Origin of the sequence: Tenacibaculum soleae, from assembly GCF_030549005.1 — a bacterium.
GTDB classification, from domain to species: Bacteria; Bacteroidota; Bacteroidia; order Flavobacteriales; family Flavobacteriaceae; genus Polaribacter; species Polaribacter soleae.
On the sequence record NZ_JAUOSW010000002.1, the window covers coordinates 137,367 to 151,100 of the forward strand.

The 13,734-nt window shown below is 30.7% G+C and carries 13 protein-coding genes and 4 tRNA genes; 13 read left to right on the forward strand and 4 right to left on the reverse strand.

The window, feature by feature from the left end:
• Positions 1-43: 43 nt before the first annotated feature.
• The 4 genes from Q4586_RS02995 to uvrA form a co-directional block, all read right to left on the reverse strand.
• A complete protein-coding gene (locus tag Q4586_RS02995) occupies positions 44-202 on the reverse strand; it encodes a hypothetical protein (protein ID WP_303526193.1) in 159 nt (52 codons plus the stop codon).
• A gap of 128 nt (positions 203-330) precedes the next feature.
• Entirely contained in the window at positions 331-1,917 is a 1,587-nt protein-coding gene (locus Q4586_RS03000; protein ID WP_303526196.1) for a vitamin K epoxide reductase family protein, read from the reverse strand.
• A gap of 99 nt (positions 1,918-2,016) precedes the next feature.
• Positions 2,017-2,697, reverse strand: a complete 681-nt coding sequence (locus Q4586_RS03005; protein ID WP_303526198.1) for a DNA-binding response regulator — start codon at positions 2,695-2,697, stop codon at positions 2,017-2,019.
• A gap of 169 nt (positions 2,698-2,866) precedes the next feature.
• Complete coding sequence (gene uvrA / locus Q4586_RS03010) at positions 2,867-5,692, reverse strand: excinuclease ABC subunit UvrA (protein ID WP_303526201.1); 2,826 nt, start codon at positions 5,690-5,692, stop codon at positions 2,867-2,869.
• A gap of 111 nt (positions 5,693-5,803) precedes the next feature.
• Here uvrA and Q4586_RS03015 point away from each other — a divergent pair, with 111 nt between their 5' ends.
• From Q4586_RS03015 to Q4586_RS03075, 13 genes are all read left to right on the forward strand, one after another.
• On the forward strand, positions 5,804-6,031 hold the full coding sequence (locus tag Q4586_RS03015) for a PspC family transcriptional regulator (RefSeq protein ID WP_068704829.1): 228 nt from the start codon (positions 5,804-5,806) through the stop codon (positions 6,029-6,031).
• Positions 6,031-7,032, forward strand: a complete 1,002-nt coding sequence (locus Q4586_RS03020; protein ID WP_068704831.1) for a potassium channel family protein — start codon at positions 6,031-6,033, stop codon at positions 7,030-7,032. Before Q4586_RS03015 ends, Q4586_RS03020 begins: the two co-directional genes overlap by 1 nt.
• Positions 7,032-7,931, forward strand: coding sequence for an SDR family oxidoreductase (locus Q4586_RS03025; RefSeq protein ID WP_068704527.1), 900 nt, complete (start codon positions 7,032-7,034; stop codon positions 7,929-7,931). The genes Q4586_RS03020 and Q4586_RS03025 overlap by 1 nt, the downstream gene beginning before the upstream one ends.
• A gap of 88 nt (positions 7,932-8,019) precedes the next feature.
• On the forward strand, positions 8,020-9,594 hold the full coding sequence (locus Q4586_RS03030) for an alanine/glycine:cation symporter family protein (RefSeq protein WP_068704525.1): 1,575 nt from the start codon (positions 8,020-8,022) through the stop codon (positions 9,592-9,594).
• A gap of 18 nt (positions 9,595-9,612) precedes the next feature.
• A complete protein-coding gene (locus Q4586_RS03035; protein WP_303526213.1) occupies positions 9,613-10,317 on the forward strand; it encodes a ComEA family DNA-binding protein in 705 nt (234 codons plus the stop codon).
• Positions 10,318-10,335: 18 nt separating this feature from the next.
• Entirely contained in the window at positions 10,336-11,502 is a 1,167-nt protein-coding gene (locus Q4586_RS03040; RefSeq protein ID WP_303526216.1) for an acyl-CoA dehydrogenase family protein, read from the forward strand.
• A 150-nt stretch (positions 11,503-11,652) separates the two neighbouring features.
• Positions 11,653-11,850 carry a 30S ribosomal protein S21 gene (rpsU, locus tag Q4586_RS03045; protein ID WP_068704520.1) on the forward strand — a complete coding sequence of 66 codons (198 nt, stop codon included), beginning with the start codon at positions 11,653-11,655 and terminating at the stop codon, positions 11,848-11,850.
• Positions 11,851-11,935: 85 nt separating this feature from the next.
• On the forward strand, positions 11,936-12,823 hold the full coding sequence (locus Q4586_RS03050; RefSeq protein ID WP_303526220.1) for a tyrosine-type recombinase/integrase: 888 nt from the start codon (positions 11,936-11,938) through the stop codon (positions 12,821-12,823).
• A 14-nt stretch (positions 12,824-12,837) separates the two neighbouring features.
• Complete coding sequence (hpf, locus tag Q4586_RS03055; protein ID WP_271405904.1) at positions 12,838-13,146, forward strand: ribosome hibernation-promoting factor, HPF/YfiA family; 309 nt, start codon at positions 12,838-12,840, stop codon at positions 13,144-13,146.
• A gap of 100 nt (positions 13,147-13,246) precedes the next feature.
• Positions 13,247-13,320 (forward strand) — tRNA-Thr (locus Q4586_RS03060).
• A 39-nt stretch (positions 13,321-13,359) separates the two neighbouring features.
• Positions 13,360-13,442: transfer RNA gene (locus tag Q4586_RS03065), tRNA-Tyr, on the forward strand.
• A 62-nt stretch (positions 13,443-13,504) separates the two neighbouring features.
• A tRNA-Gly gene (locus tag Q4586_RS03070) sits at positions 13,505-13,577 on the forward strand.
• Between the two features lie 15 nt (positions 13,578-13,592).
• Positions 13,593-13,665, forward strand: a tRNA-Thr gene (locus Q4586_RS03075).
• The last annotated feature ends 69 nt before the right edge of the window (positions 13,666-13,734 follow it).

Genomic DNA, 13,734 nt, shown 5'->3' on the forward strand with positions numbered 1-13,734 from the left:
GATATTTTTAATTTTTTATAAAAGTGTGTTTTTGTTATACAGCTTACATAGGAACTAATTGGCAATAAAATTCAGCACATTGCCTACCTACTTCTTCACATACACGATCACGGTTTTTGTCACACTGTTTTCTACCACCATTAATTGTTTGTTGTTCCGCTCTATTTAAAGCTTTTCCGAAATTTAAAATTGATTTTTTCATAATTAAATTATTAAAGTTACTTTTGCGGCGAACATTTAAAGACACTCACCTTATGTGTCTATTCTTCGCGAGAGAATTTTGTTCAAATACAAAGCTCTGTTTTCAGAGCTTTGTTGTTTTATTTACATTTATACCATTACTAATGGTTTAGCGTTTTCTTCTAGTTCTTCAATAAAAAAGATTAGATCAGTTCGGTTATATTCTTTTGGAAACGATCTTCCGTTTATTAAAATTTCAGGAGTAAAATTAATAGCGTTTTCTTTACACCAATTACTACCCTTATCTAATTCAGATGTATAATAATTTATATCATTGCAACGTCCCCACTTTTTTAACCAAGCTTCGGTATTTCCGTGTTCGTATATTTCAGACATTGCTTTTAAGCAATTCGAATCTCCTTTTTTATCGTATACTTCTAGTAATTTACTTGTTATCTTAACTAAATTATCTTCTTTATTTTTAGAGTTTATCGTAAAACGAGTAATTATTTTTACATTTTGATGATATCTCTGTAATATTTCATCAATATGTTTATGAACAGGTTTACAATGTCCACAAAAAGGGTTGGTTACAAGTACTATCTCTAAGTTTGAATTTGGGTTTCCAAAAATAATCTCCTTACTGTTTTCTACTTGAGTATTTAATTTTGGTGACTTTTGTAGTAAAGTTTCAAACAAGGTGAAGTTTCTTTTAAACTTAACGTTTTCAATTTTTTCTTTTTTTAATTGATTAACACTTGAATATAATGGTTTTATATAGGCCCAGAATAGCCAGGTAGCCAATATTATCATACCAAAAATTACAAAGTCGGTAACTATAAAATCATTTATATAGGTGTCTGTAATTAATGGAATTAAAGCTTGTAACCATAAAATACCAACAATACTTAGGCAAAGTAGACACCATTTTTTTAAAACGGCATATTGGTAATATAAAGAGTATAGCGTAACAGGTATAGCTATTAAACTTATAGTATATGAAATTCTAGGACTTGAAGATTGAATAAAAGTTAATAACGTTAATCCAATAAAGTAGATAATACTAAAATCACTTAATTTATAGCCTTTAAATACTTTAGCACCTTTTGAGGTTAAAACGGCATCACAATCTTTTTTGTTATCAGCTCCTGAGCAAAAAGCATTTCCTATGGTTGTTTTTAAACCTAATTCTTGTTTAATGATAGCAATACTAGTTATAATTCCAATTACTGATAATACTAAATGAATAACAGTGTACCAAGAAGTAGTATTTTTATAAATTAGAAATGTAGCTAAAAGGATTAAAACACTTAATCCAAGTTTTTTTATAGGGTTAGAGTTTGTTTTTACAAGTGTTTTTTCTTCTGATTGTTCAACAGCTACTATAATTCCTGTAAAATTTTTAAGGAAATCACTTTCAGAGTTTTTTTGTATTTTACCTTCTGTATTGTAAATATTATAGCTTGTATTTTTCTTTTCAACGACAACCAAGTCTTGACCTTGTGTTGTTTTAACTTGTGCTAAAAAACAAACAGGTAATTGTAAAAGCGTTTCTTTATTTATAGGAACGTCTGCTGCAACATTTTCTATATTGAAATGATCTAAAACACCAGTTATAGCATGTAAACTTGGGAATGAAGGATGGCTTTGTATTTGAAAAGAAAGTTCTTCTTTGTCAAACGAAATTTGATTTTTCTTTAAAAGTATTTGAACTAAATTTGTTAATGAGTTTTTCAAAAGCTATTTTTTGAGGTTATTCTATTTTTTCAAAGCTATTTTTTTAAAATTTAAAAAGCGCGTTAAAAACCGTAAAAAAAGTAAGGGAAAACCTTACTTTTAGATAATGCCTTTTTCTTTAGCTATTAAAATTAGTTCTCTATCTCCTTTTTCTTTAACATTAAAAGCTTTTTTTAAGTGACGTTTTCTTTTTTCAATACTGGCTACAGATAGTGGAATGTAATTAGGCATATCTTTCATTTTTGCGCCAATTGATAGTTCATATAGTATTTTTCTATCTATCGTATCAATTATAAAATTGGATGAAATCTCTTTTCGTAATAACTTTAAGATAGATTTACTATAAAAAACTTCATTATTGATTGTTTGATAAATTGCTCTTTTAAACTCACTAGAAGTAAGGTCACGTTTTAATATAAACCCTTCAGGATTTATGGTTTTAAATGTTGTGTGTATTCTAAAATTATCATCAGAAGCAGTTGAAATAATAATTTTTGTTTTGGGAAGTGTTTTCCTGATTATAAGAGCTATATCCTCTCCAGAAATTTGATTTTCATCATTTTTTTTGGAAAAATTTAGTTCTAAAATAACAATATCAAGCGGAGTCTTATTTTTAATAACCTCATTAATAAAGTTGTTTGCTATTTTAGGATCATGAATTAGGTTTATATTTAGATCATACGTATTTCCCTTGTTTGTATTATTTATAATGCTTTTATATGCTTCGCACATTAACGGACAGCCATCTAAGACTAAAAAAGTAATTTTTTCTTTTTTCATAAGAAGGTGTAAAAAGTAATTTTTTACTTGTAAATCTAAATGAAAAAAAATGTATTGTCAATACCCAATACCCCTAATTGAGTTATAGGGTTAACCCTAACAGAAATAGGGTTAACCCTATTTCTGTTAACATTTATTTAACATATTATATGTTTTGATGTTGGTATTGTTAGCTTTTTAATTCTTTTTTTAAAAACCTAGCCGTATAACTGGTTTTATGTTTGGCTACTTTTTCAGGAGTTCCTGTAGTTAAAACATTACCACCATTTTTTCCGCCTTCCATACCAATGTCAATAATGTAATCGGCAAGTTTAATTACATCCATATTATGTTCAATAATAAGTACCGTGTTTCCTTTGTTAGTTAGTTTATTTAAAACATCCATTAATACGCTAATGTCTTCAAAATGTAAGCCTGTGGTAGGTTCGTCTAGAATATAAAAAGTATTTCCGGTATCTCTTTTCGATAATTCCGACGCTAACTTTATACGTTGTGCTTCTCCACCAGATAGTGTGGTAGATTGTTGTCCCAAAGTGATGTAGCCTAAACCAACATCTTTAATTGTTTTTAATTTTCGGTATATTTTAGGAATATGTTCAAAGAAATTTGTGGCTTCATTAATTGTCATCTCTAAAATATCAGAAATCGATTTTCCTTTGTAACGAATTTCTAACGTTTCTCTGTTAAAACGTTTTCCTTGACAGGTTTCACATTCTACCTGAACATCAGGTAAAAAATTCATTTCAATAACGCGAACTCCACCTCCTTGGCAAGTTTCACAGCGACCACCTTTTACATTAAAACTAAAACGACCTGGTTTATAACCTCTAATTGCGGCTTCAGGAGTTTTTGCAAATAAACTTCGGATTTCACCAAAAGTACCCGTATAGGTTGCTGGGTTTGAACGTGGAGTTCTACCAATAGGAGATTGATCTATGTCAATAACCTTATCAATATGCTCTAAGCCTTCAATTTTTTTATAATGCATTGGTTTTTTAACGCCGCGATAAATATGAGCATTTAAAATTGGGTATAAGGTTTCGTTTATTAAAGTAGATTTTCCGCTTCCTGAAACGCCGGTAACACAAATCATTTGTCCTAAAGGAAATTTTACGGATACGTTTTTTAAGTTGTTTCCTGATGCTCCGGATAGTTTAATAAAATTTCCGTTTCCTGCTCTTCTTTCCTTTGGAACAGCAATTTCTTTTCTACCAGTTAAATAATCAGCTGTTAAGGTGCTGTGTTTTTTTAAATCATCAAAAGTTCCTGCACTTACTATTTCACCTCCATGAACTCCTGCGCCTGGGCCGATATCAAAAACAAAATCAGCTTGCTCAATCATGTCTTTGTCATGCTCTACTACTAAAACCGAATTACCAACATCACGCAGTTTAATTAATGAATTGATTAGTTTTTCGTTGTCTCGTTGGTGTAAGCCAATACTAGGTTCATCTAAAATATATAAAACTCCAACTAATTGCGAGCCAATTTGCGTTGCTAATCTAATTCGTTGGGCTTCTCCACCAGAAAGTGATTTTGAAGTTCTGTCTAGCGTTAAGTAATCTAATCCAACATCTAATAAAAACTGAATTCTAGTTCTAATTTCTTTTAATATTTCAGCAGCAATTATTAATTGTTTTTCAGAAAGACTATTTTCAATGTTTTTAAACCAATTAGCTAATTCGGCAACGTCCATTTGTGCTAAATCGCTAATGTTTTTATCGTTGAATTTAAAATGAAGTGCTTCTTTTTTTAATCGTTTTCCCTCACAGGTTCCGCAGGTAACTTCGTCCATAAAGTCTTTTGCCCAGCGTTTAATAGAGGTGCTTTCGGCATTTTTGTATTGATTTTCTATAAAAGAAATGATTCCTTCAAAGTCAATTTCGTAATTGCGCGTTACACCAAGGTCTTTAGAGTTTATTTCAAATTTTTCGTTACCACCGTGTAAAATAATATCCATAGCTTTTGATGGAATCTTATCTATCGGATCGGTAAGTTTAAAGTTATGCCTGTCGGCAATGGTTTGTAGTTGTTTAAAAATCCAGCTATTTTTTTGCTCTCCTAAAGGAACAATTCCTCCTTTTTTAATTGAAATTGTAGGGTCTGGAATTATTTTTTGTTCGTTAATTTGGTTTGTTGTTCCTAGTCCGTTACAATGTGAACAAGCGCCTCTTGGCGAGTTAAATGAAAATGTATTTGGCTCAGGATTTGGGTATGCAATTCCGGTTGTAGGACACATTAATTCACGACTAAAATAACGTGGTTTTTCATCGTCAACATCAACCACCATTAAAATATTATTACCTGTATATAATGCGGTTTTTATAGTTTCCTCTAAACGTTTTTCTGATTTACTATTAACAGCTAAACGATCGATTACCACCTCAATATCATGAGTTTTATATCGATCAAGTTTCATTCCCTTTACAATTTCTTTTATTTCTCCGTCTACACGAACACGTACAAAACCTTGTTTTGAAATTTGTTCGAAAAGCTCACGATAATGCCCCTTTCTTGATTTAATTAAAGGTGCTAAAATGGCAATTCGTTTTTCGTTAAAGTCTTTTAAAATTAATTGTTTGATTTGCTCATCAGAATAACTCACCATTTTCTCATTGGTATTGTATGAGTAAGCATCCGAGGCACGAGAAAACAGCAAGCGAAGAAAATCGTAAATTTCGGTAATGGTACCTACGGTAGAGCGCGGGCTTTTATTGGTTGTTTTTTGTTCAATAGAAATTACGGGCGATAAACCATCAATTTTATCAACATCAGGCCTTTCTAGACCGCCTAAAAACTGACGTGCGTATGCCGAAAAAGTTTCAATATACCTACGTTGCCCTTCAGCATAAATAGTATCGAAGGCTAAAGATGATTTTCCACTTCCGCTTAAACCAGTAATAACTACCAGTTTTTCACGAGGAATTTTTACATCAATGTTTTTTAAATTATGAGCTCGGGCTCCGTATACTTCTATGTACTCTTGATCTTTCAAAGTGTGCTTTTTACGAAAAAAGCAAAGTTACCAAAACCAAATTTATTTTATAGCTGATGTTGTAAACAAATGATTGTAAATTGGTATCTTGCATTTAAAACCTATTTATATATGAAGTTTATTCACGCGGTACGTCATTTTTTTGAGCGTCATGGTTTTGCAGTGTCTTCTCGATTGGCAGATCGTTTAGGTATGCGGGCAACAAATGTGCGATTGTTTTTTATTTATATATCGTTTGTAACCATAGGATTGTCATTTGGAGTGTATTTAACATTGGCTTTTTTATTACGATTAAAAGATATGGTGTACACTAAAAGAACTTCTGTTTTTGATTTATGATGAATCTCGTATTTAAGTCAAGATTATACAAGGCTATACTGTTTTCAGTTTTAATTTTATCGATAGGAGTAGGAGGATACCTTATTTTATTTAATTATTCTTTTATTGATGCCTTGTATATGACGGTAATTACCATAACTACTATAGGTTTTGGAGAAGTACATCCGTTTGGTACAGGAGAAAAGATATTTACAATTGGGTTGATACTGTCCAGTTTATTTATATTCGGGTATGCTGTATCTTCTTTTTCAGAATATTTAATAAGCGGACAATTTTTTCGTCAACTAAAAATAAAAAAAGTGAAAAAGAGTATAGAGAAATTAAATGGACATACTATTGTGTGTGGGTATGGTAGAAATGGAAAACAAGCAATAGCTAAATTAAATAATTATAATAAAGACGTTGTTGTAATAGAAAAACATGAAGAAATTGTTAAAAAACTCGATGAAAACGGAGTTTTAAACATTGAAGGTGATGCGACTTTAGATGAAACATTATTAAAAGCAGGAATTTTAAACGCAGCTAATTTAATAACGGTTTTACCTTCGGATGCTGATAATTTGTTTGTTGTATTAACAGCTAGTCAGTTAAATAAAAAATGTAGAATTATAAGTAGAGCCTCAAAAGAAACATCGTATAGTAAACTTAAAATTGCTGGAGCAGATAATGTAATTATGCCCGATAAATTAGGGGGTGCGCATATGGCGTCTTTAGTAGTTACACCTGATGTAATTGAATTTGTAGATAGATTAACTATTGAAGGAGATACTACTGCAAACCTTGAAGAAATAGCAATAGATAATTTACCGGAAAAATATTTAAATCGAACAATTTTAGATTTAGATTTACGAAAAAAAACAGGCTGTACCGTTATCGGTTATCGTACATCGGAAAAAGAATATATCATAAATCCTGATGCTTCTGTAAAACTTACAGCAGGAGCAAATTTAATTGTTTTAGGGCGTCCTAAACAAATAATTAAATTAAGAGAGTTATTTTAATGAAAAACATAGTTATTACAGGAAGTAATGGTTTGCTAGGTCAAACTTTAGTAAATCTTCTATTACAGGATAAAGAAAAATATAAAGTAATTGGTTTTTCAAGAGGAGGAAATAGAAGTGGAAGAGATGATTTTAAGTACATTTCTATTGATGTTACAGATAAATTACTACTTAAACAAAAGCTTAAAGAATATAGTCCTGATGTTATTGTAAACACAGCAGCCATGACAAATGTTGATGCTTGTGAAGAAAATAAACAGGCTTGTGATGTTTTAAATATTGATGTTGTTCGGTTTTTAAAAGAATATTCAGAAGAAACAAATATTCACTTAATTCATATATCAACAGATTTTATTTTTGATGGAGAAAGTGGGCCTTATAAAGAAACTGATATTCCTAATCCAATAAATTACTATGGGCTATCTAAATTAAAATCAGAAGAATTAATAACAGCATCAAAAATAAATTACACAATTCTTAGAACCATTTTAGTGTATGGAAAAGTGTTTGACATGACAAGGAACAATATTGTTTTGTGGGTAAAAAAATCACTAGAAGAAAAAAAAGAAATTACCATTGTTAACGATCAATACCGTATGCCTACTTATGTTGATGATTTAGCATTGGCTTGTAAAATAGCAATAGATAAAAAAGCATTCGGAATTTTTAATATATCATCAAACACATTACTAAGTATACAAGAAATAGCACAACAAATAGCTGAAGTTTTTAAATTGGATAAAAAATTTATAAAAGCTATTTCGACAACAATGTTAAATCAAAAAGCAAAGAGACCTTTTAAAACAGGTTTTGATTTAAGTAAAACAAATAATGAGTTGGGTTTTTACCCCAAATCATTTAAAGAAAATTTACAAAAATTTAAAGAAAAACTAACTTAAAAACTACATTTAACGCATAAAACTTGTTGAAAGTACATTTTTTTATGATATTGCGAGCTACTAATTCAAAAAACAAACATACATAATTATGAAGAAAAAACTTCTAACGTTGTTATTACTAATAACACCGATGTTAACATTTGCACAAGAAAAAGGTATTGATCAACAAATAGACGAAGTTTTTGGTAGCGCTACAGGCTGGTTTGTCAATTTAATATTTTATCAAATTGACTTTGGAGGAGGTATAAAAGTTTTTTGGGTATTATTTCCATTAATATTAGGAGCCCTTTATTTTACTTTTTATTTTAAGTTTATTAATTTTAGAGGGGTTGTAACATCTATTAATATAATACGAGGTAAATATGACGATCTTGATCATCATGAATCTATGCATGGAGCAGGTGATTTAACAGATGGAGACCATAGAGAGACAATTGCAATAGAAGATCATGAAGGAGAGGTTTCTCATTTTCAGGCATTAACAGCAGCATTATCAGCAACAGTAGGTTTAGGTAATATAGCAGGGGTTGCAATAGCAGTTTCAATTGGTGGTGCTGGAGCTACTTTTTGGATGATTGTAGCAGGTTTTTTAGGAATGGCATCTAAATTTGTAGAGTGTACACTTGGTGTAAAATATCGTGATATTGAGTCAGATGGTACCGTTTATGGAGGGCCAATGTATTATTTAACAAAAGGGTTAAAAAATAAAACATTAGGTAAAGTTTTAGCAGGATTATTTGCTGTTTTTGTTATTGGAGGTTCTTTTGGAGGTGGTAACATGTTTCAAGTAAATCAAGCATTTCAATTAGTTGAAAATATAACAGGAGGTGAAGCATCTCTTTTACATGGTAAAGGATGGTTGTTTGGAGTAGTTATGGCTGTGCTTGTAGGTATAGTAATTATTGGAGGGATTAAAAAAATAGCAAAAGTAACAGATAAAATTGTGCCATTTATGGTTGCTATATATGTAGCGGCTTCATTATTTGTAATATTTGCAAATATAAATATGGTTGGTGATGCTTTTTCGCAAATTATCAGCGGAGCCTTTAGTCCAGAAGGTATGGCTGGAGGAGCAATAGGAGTATTGGTGCAAGGATTTAGAAGAGCTGCTTTTTCAAATGAAGCAGGTGTAGGTTCTGCTTCTATAGCGCATTCAGCTGTAAAAACAAAATACGCAGCTTCTGAAGGGTTAGTAGCCTTGTTAGAGCCGTTTATTGATACCGTTGTAGTTTGTACTATGACAGCTTTAGTTTTAATTATAACTGGTAATGTGACATCAGCAAATGCAGGGTTAAATGATGCACAAGCTATTTTGTTAACATCAGGAGCCTTTGAATCTGCTATTTCTTGGTTTCCATACGTGTTAACAATTGCAGTAGTGTTATTTGCTTTTTCAACAATGATATCTTGGTCTTATTACGGTTTTCAAGGTTGGGCTTATTTATTTGGAAGAAGCAAAAAAATGGAATATACCTATAAAATTATCTTTTGTGTTTTTGTTGTTATTGGTTCAGCAGCAAGTTTAGGTTCGGTAATAGGGTTTTCAGATGCAATGATTTTTGCAATGATGGTACCAAATATGATTGGTATTGTAATGCTTGCACCTAAGGTGAAAGAAGAGTTAGCAAAGTATATGAAAGCTATTAAAGAGTTTGCTAAATAATGTAAGTTATTAAGAGCAATGAAAATATTTAAACCCCATTTCTGGTATAACAAACGCCAAAGAAATGGGGTTTTCTTTTTGATAACGCTTATTGTTTTACTTCAGGGAGTTTATTTTTTTGTTGATTTTTCATCAGATAAAAAAGTAAAACAAAATACAAAAGAGTTATTGTTTTTTCAAAACAAAATTGACAGTTTAAAAGCTATTGAAGTTGAACGTAGAAAGTTCAAGACATATAAGTTTAACCCAAATTATATTTCTGATTTTAAGGGAGAGCAATTAGGAATGTCTTTAGATGAAATTGATAGATTACATGCATATAGAAAGCAAGGGCGGTTTGTAAATTCAGCTAATGAGTTTCAGCAAGTAACTCAGATGTCTGATAGTTTAATAAATAAAATATCCCCAAATTTTAAATTTCCTGATTGGGTTGTTCAAAAAGAAAAAAGAAGAGTTAAGTTAATAAATTCTATAAAAGCTACTGATAAAGAGGAGGTGATTGAGGAGAAGCAATCTAAAGAAAAAATCATACCAATAAATATAAATACCGCAACATTTAAAGAGGTGCTTAAAATACCTTATATAGATTATGCTTTGTGTAAAAGTATTTTTGATTATAGAGATGAAGTAGCAGAACTTCAAGATATATCAGAAATAAAAAAGATAGCTGGTTTTCCTATAGATAAATATGATAGAATAGTTTTATATTTGAAAGCAGAATAAACAAACAATAAAATAATTATGAACAGTATGTACTTTACAGAAGAACATGACTTTTTTCGTCAAAGTTTTAAAGACTTTTTACAAAAAGAAGTAGTTCCTCATATAAATAAATGGGAAAAAGATGGAGCCGTTGAGCGTTTCATTTGGAAGAAGTTTGGTGAAATGGGGTATTTCGGATTAAATCAACCAGAAGAATATGGAGGATTAGGATTAGATCTTTTTTATACTGTGATATTCTTAGAAGAATTACAAAAAATTAACTCAGGAGGTTTTGCTGCTAATATGTGGGCGCATGCTTATTTAGCAATGACACATTTAAATAAAGAAGGTGATGATAGAATCAAAAAAGAATATTTAACTCCGAGTATAAACGGAGATAAAATAGGATGTTTATGTATTTCAGAGCCTTTTGGAGGGAGTGATGTTGCTGGTATGCGAACTACAGCAATTAAAAAAGGAGATACTTATGTGATTAATGGCTCAAAAACATTTATTACAAACGGAGTATATTCTGATTATTTGGTAGTTGCGGCAAAAACAAATCCAGAGGATAAGCATAAAGGAATGAGTATTCTTTTAGTTGATAGAAACACACCTGGGATCTCATCAACTAAATTAGATAAATTAGGATGGAGAGCTTCTGATACAGCTGAAATTGCTTTTGATAATGTCGTGATTCCTGCCGAAAATTTAATGGGAGAAGAAGGGAAAGGGTTTCCTTATATAATGCAACATTTTGCTTTAGAACGTTTAATAATGGCTATAAATGCTCATGCAAGAGCAGAGTATGCTGTAAATTATGTGATAAATTATATGAGTGAAAGAGAGGCTTTTGGGAAGACGTTAGATAAATTTCAAGCATTGCGTCATAAAGTTGCAGAAATGGCATCAAGAGTAGATATGTGTAGAGAGTATAATTATTCTATCACAAAAAGACTAAATGAAGGGGTTTATGTTGTTAAAGAAGCAAGTATGAGTAAAATGTTGTCTACCAAAATGGCAGATGAAGTTATTTACGATGCTTTACAGTTGCTTGGTGGTTATGGTTATATGGAAGAATATCCGTTAGCACGTTTATTAAGAGATAGTCGTTTAGGTCCGATAGGTGGTGGAACTTCTGAAATTTTAAAAGAGATTATAGCAAAGATGATTATCGATAAAAAAGAATATAAACCTGCTACTTAATTATTTACATTTTTTTTTTAGATAAAATAATAGTATTTGAAAGAAATTTTTAAAAACAGTATAAATTAGTTGTTTATTAAAAAATACTCAGTACATTTGCAGTCCTAAAAATAAAAATTTAGAGACTACAATGAAGGGAGGTGCTAATACATGTTAATCATTCCAATTAAAGAAGGAGAAAATATCGATAGAGCGTTAAAACGTTATAAGCGAAAGTTTAGAGATGTAAAAATCTTAAAACAATTAAGAGACAAGAAGCAGTTTAATAAACCTTCTGTTGTAAAACGAGCTCAAATGATGAAAGCATCTTACGTTCAAGGATTAAGAACGAAAGAAGAAGTAAGTTAATGATTACTTACAAATATTATATAAACCTGTGTTGATATCAATACAGGTTTTTTTGTATATTTATTTTTGTAAAAACAAAGAGTAAATGCTTGTAGTTGCCTTTTTAAGATATTTAGAATGTGAAAAAAATTATTCTAAAAATACAATTAATGCTTATAAGCGAGATATAATTGCGTTTAGTGATTTTTGTGAAGAAGAATTTGATGAAAAAGAAATAACACTAATACATTACCATCAAATAAGAACTTGGATAGTTGCTCTTGTAGAAAATAAAATTTCGAACAGAAGTATTAATCGAAAAATAAGTTCTCTGAAAACGTTTTATAGTTTTTTGCAGAAAATACATGAAATTGAAATAAATCCGTTAGCAAAACATAAGGCATTAAAAGTTCAAAAAAAAATACAAACGCCATTTGATAAAGAAGAGGTTGAAAGTGTGTTGAGTGTTTTAGGAGAAGGTAAAGATTTTGAATCAGTAAGAGATAGGTTAATTATTGAGTTATTGTATTCAACGGGTATGAGGAGAATAGAGTTGGTTAATGTCAAAGAAAAAGATATCGATTTTAGTCGTCAGGTTATAAAAGTTTTAGGAAAAAGAAATAAAGAGCGGTATGTGATGGTGTTGCCGTCTGTTTTAAAGACTTTAAATCAGTATTTAAGCTTAAAAAGAGATTATGAAAAGAGTTTAGTAGAGGCGCTTTTAATAACAAAAAAAGGGGTTAAAATATATGAAACTCTTGTGTACCGAGTAATAAATTTGTACTTTAGTAAAGTGTCAACAAAAGCAAAAAAAAGCCCACATATTTTAAGGCATGCTTTTGCTACGCAACTGCTTAATAACGGTGCGTCGTTAAACTCGGTTAAAGAATTGCTAGGGCATTCAAGTTTAGCCGCTACCCAAGTGTATACGCATAATAGCTTGGAGCAGATAAAAAAAGTATATAACAAGGCTCACCCTAGAGAGTCAAACTAAAGATTGAAAAAATTATGAAAGTATTCACGCAGTCAGTAAACTTTACAGCAGATAAAGGTTTAATAGAATATATTGAAAAAAAAATAGAAGGGTTAGAGAAGTTTCATGATAAAATCGTTGATGTAGAGGTTTTTTTAAAAGTGCAAAAAACAAGTGAAAAAGAAAATAAAATAACAGAAATAAAAATAAATATACCAGGAAATGAAATAATGGTAAAAAAACAAAATAAAACCTTTGAAGAAGGCGTGAATGTTGCGGTAGACTCATTAAAAAGGAGTTTAAAAAAATCAAAAGAAAAACAACGAGATTCATTAGTATCATAAAAAGATAAAAAATAATTGAAAAAAGTTTTAAAATATTAAAATTACTTTATACATTTGCAATCCGTTAGAAATAGCGGATTGTTTTTTTATGGCAATAAAAGCCGATGTAGCTCAGCTGGCTAGAGCAGCTGATTTGTAATCAGCAGGTCGGAGGTTCGAGTCCTCTCATCGGCTCATAAAAAAGAAGTTCTTTAACATTGTTTAAATTACCAAGGGGAGATACCAAAGCGGCCAACTGGGACGGACTGTAACTCCGTTGTCTTACGACTTCGCAGGTTCGAATCCTGCTCTCCCCACTTTTTAAAGCGAATTTATTATTAAAGCTAAGTTTTAGTAATGATAAAAGTTTTAAAAGTATGCGAAAGTAGCTCAGTTGGTAGAGCGTCAGCCTTCCAAGCTGAATGTCGCCAGTTCGAACCTGGTCTTTCGCTCTAATAATTATCCAGGCCGGTGTAGCTCAGTTGGTAGAGCGCATCCTTGGTAGGGATGAGGTCACCGGTTCAAATCCGGTCATTGGCTCTTTTTTAGAGTTTTTTTAAAAAAGAATTTAAAGTAACACTAAATATATTTAACTAAGAATTAAAATTA

Excerpts from the sequence above, each read along its gene's own strand:
- hpf (WP_271405904.1), top strand. The coding sequence starts at position 12,838 with ATGAAAGTATTCACGCAGTCAGTAAACTTTACAGCAGATAAAGGTTTA.
- Q4586_RS03015 (WP_068704829.1), top strand. The coding sequence starts at position 5,804 with ATGAAGTTTATTCACGCGGTACGTCATTTTTTTGAGCGTCATGGTTTT.
- Q4586_RS03030 (WP_068704525.1), top strand. The coding sequence starts at position 8,020 with ATGAAGAAAAAACTTCTAACGTTGTTATTACTAATAACACCGATGTTA.
- Q4586_RS03020 (WP_068704831.1), top strand. The coding sequence starts at position 6,031 with ATGAATCTCGTATTTAAGTCAAGATTATACAAGGCTATACTGTTTTCA.
- Q4586_RS03025 (WP_068704527.1), top strand. The coding sequence starts at position 7,032 with ATGAAAAACATAGTTATTACAGGAAGTAATGGTTTGCTAGGTCAAACT.
- Q4586_RS03005 (WP_303526198.1), bottom strand. The coding sequence starts at position 2,697 with ATGAAAAAAGAAAAAATTACTTTTTTAGTCTTAGATGGCTGTCCGTTA.
- rpsU (WP_068704520.1), top strand. The coding sequence starts at position 11,653 with ATGTTAATCATTCCAATTAAAGAAGGAGAAAATATCGATAGAGCGTTA.
- Q4586_RS03035 (WP_303526213.1), top strand. The coding sequence starts at position 9,613 with ATGAAAATATTTAAACCCCATTTCTGGTATAACAAACGCCAAAGAAAT.
- Q4586_RS03040 (WP_303526216.1), top strand. The coding sequence starts at position 10,336 with ATGAACAGTATGTACTTTACAGAAGAACATGACTTTTTTCGTCAAAGT.
- Q4586_RS02995 (WP_303526193.1), bottom strand. The coding sequence starts at position 202 with ATGAAAAAATCAATTTTAAATTTCGGAAAAGCTTTAAATAGAGCGGAA.
- Q4586_RS03050 (WP_303526220.1), top strand. The coding sequence starts at position 11,936 with ATGCTTGTAGTTGCCTTTTTAAGATATTTAGAATGTGAAAAAAATTAT.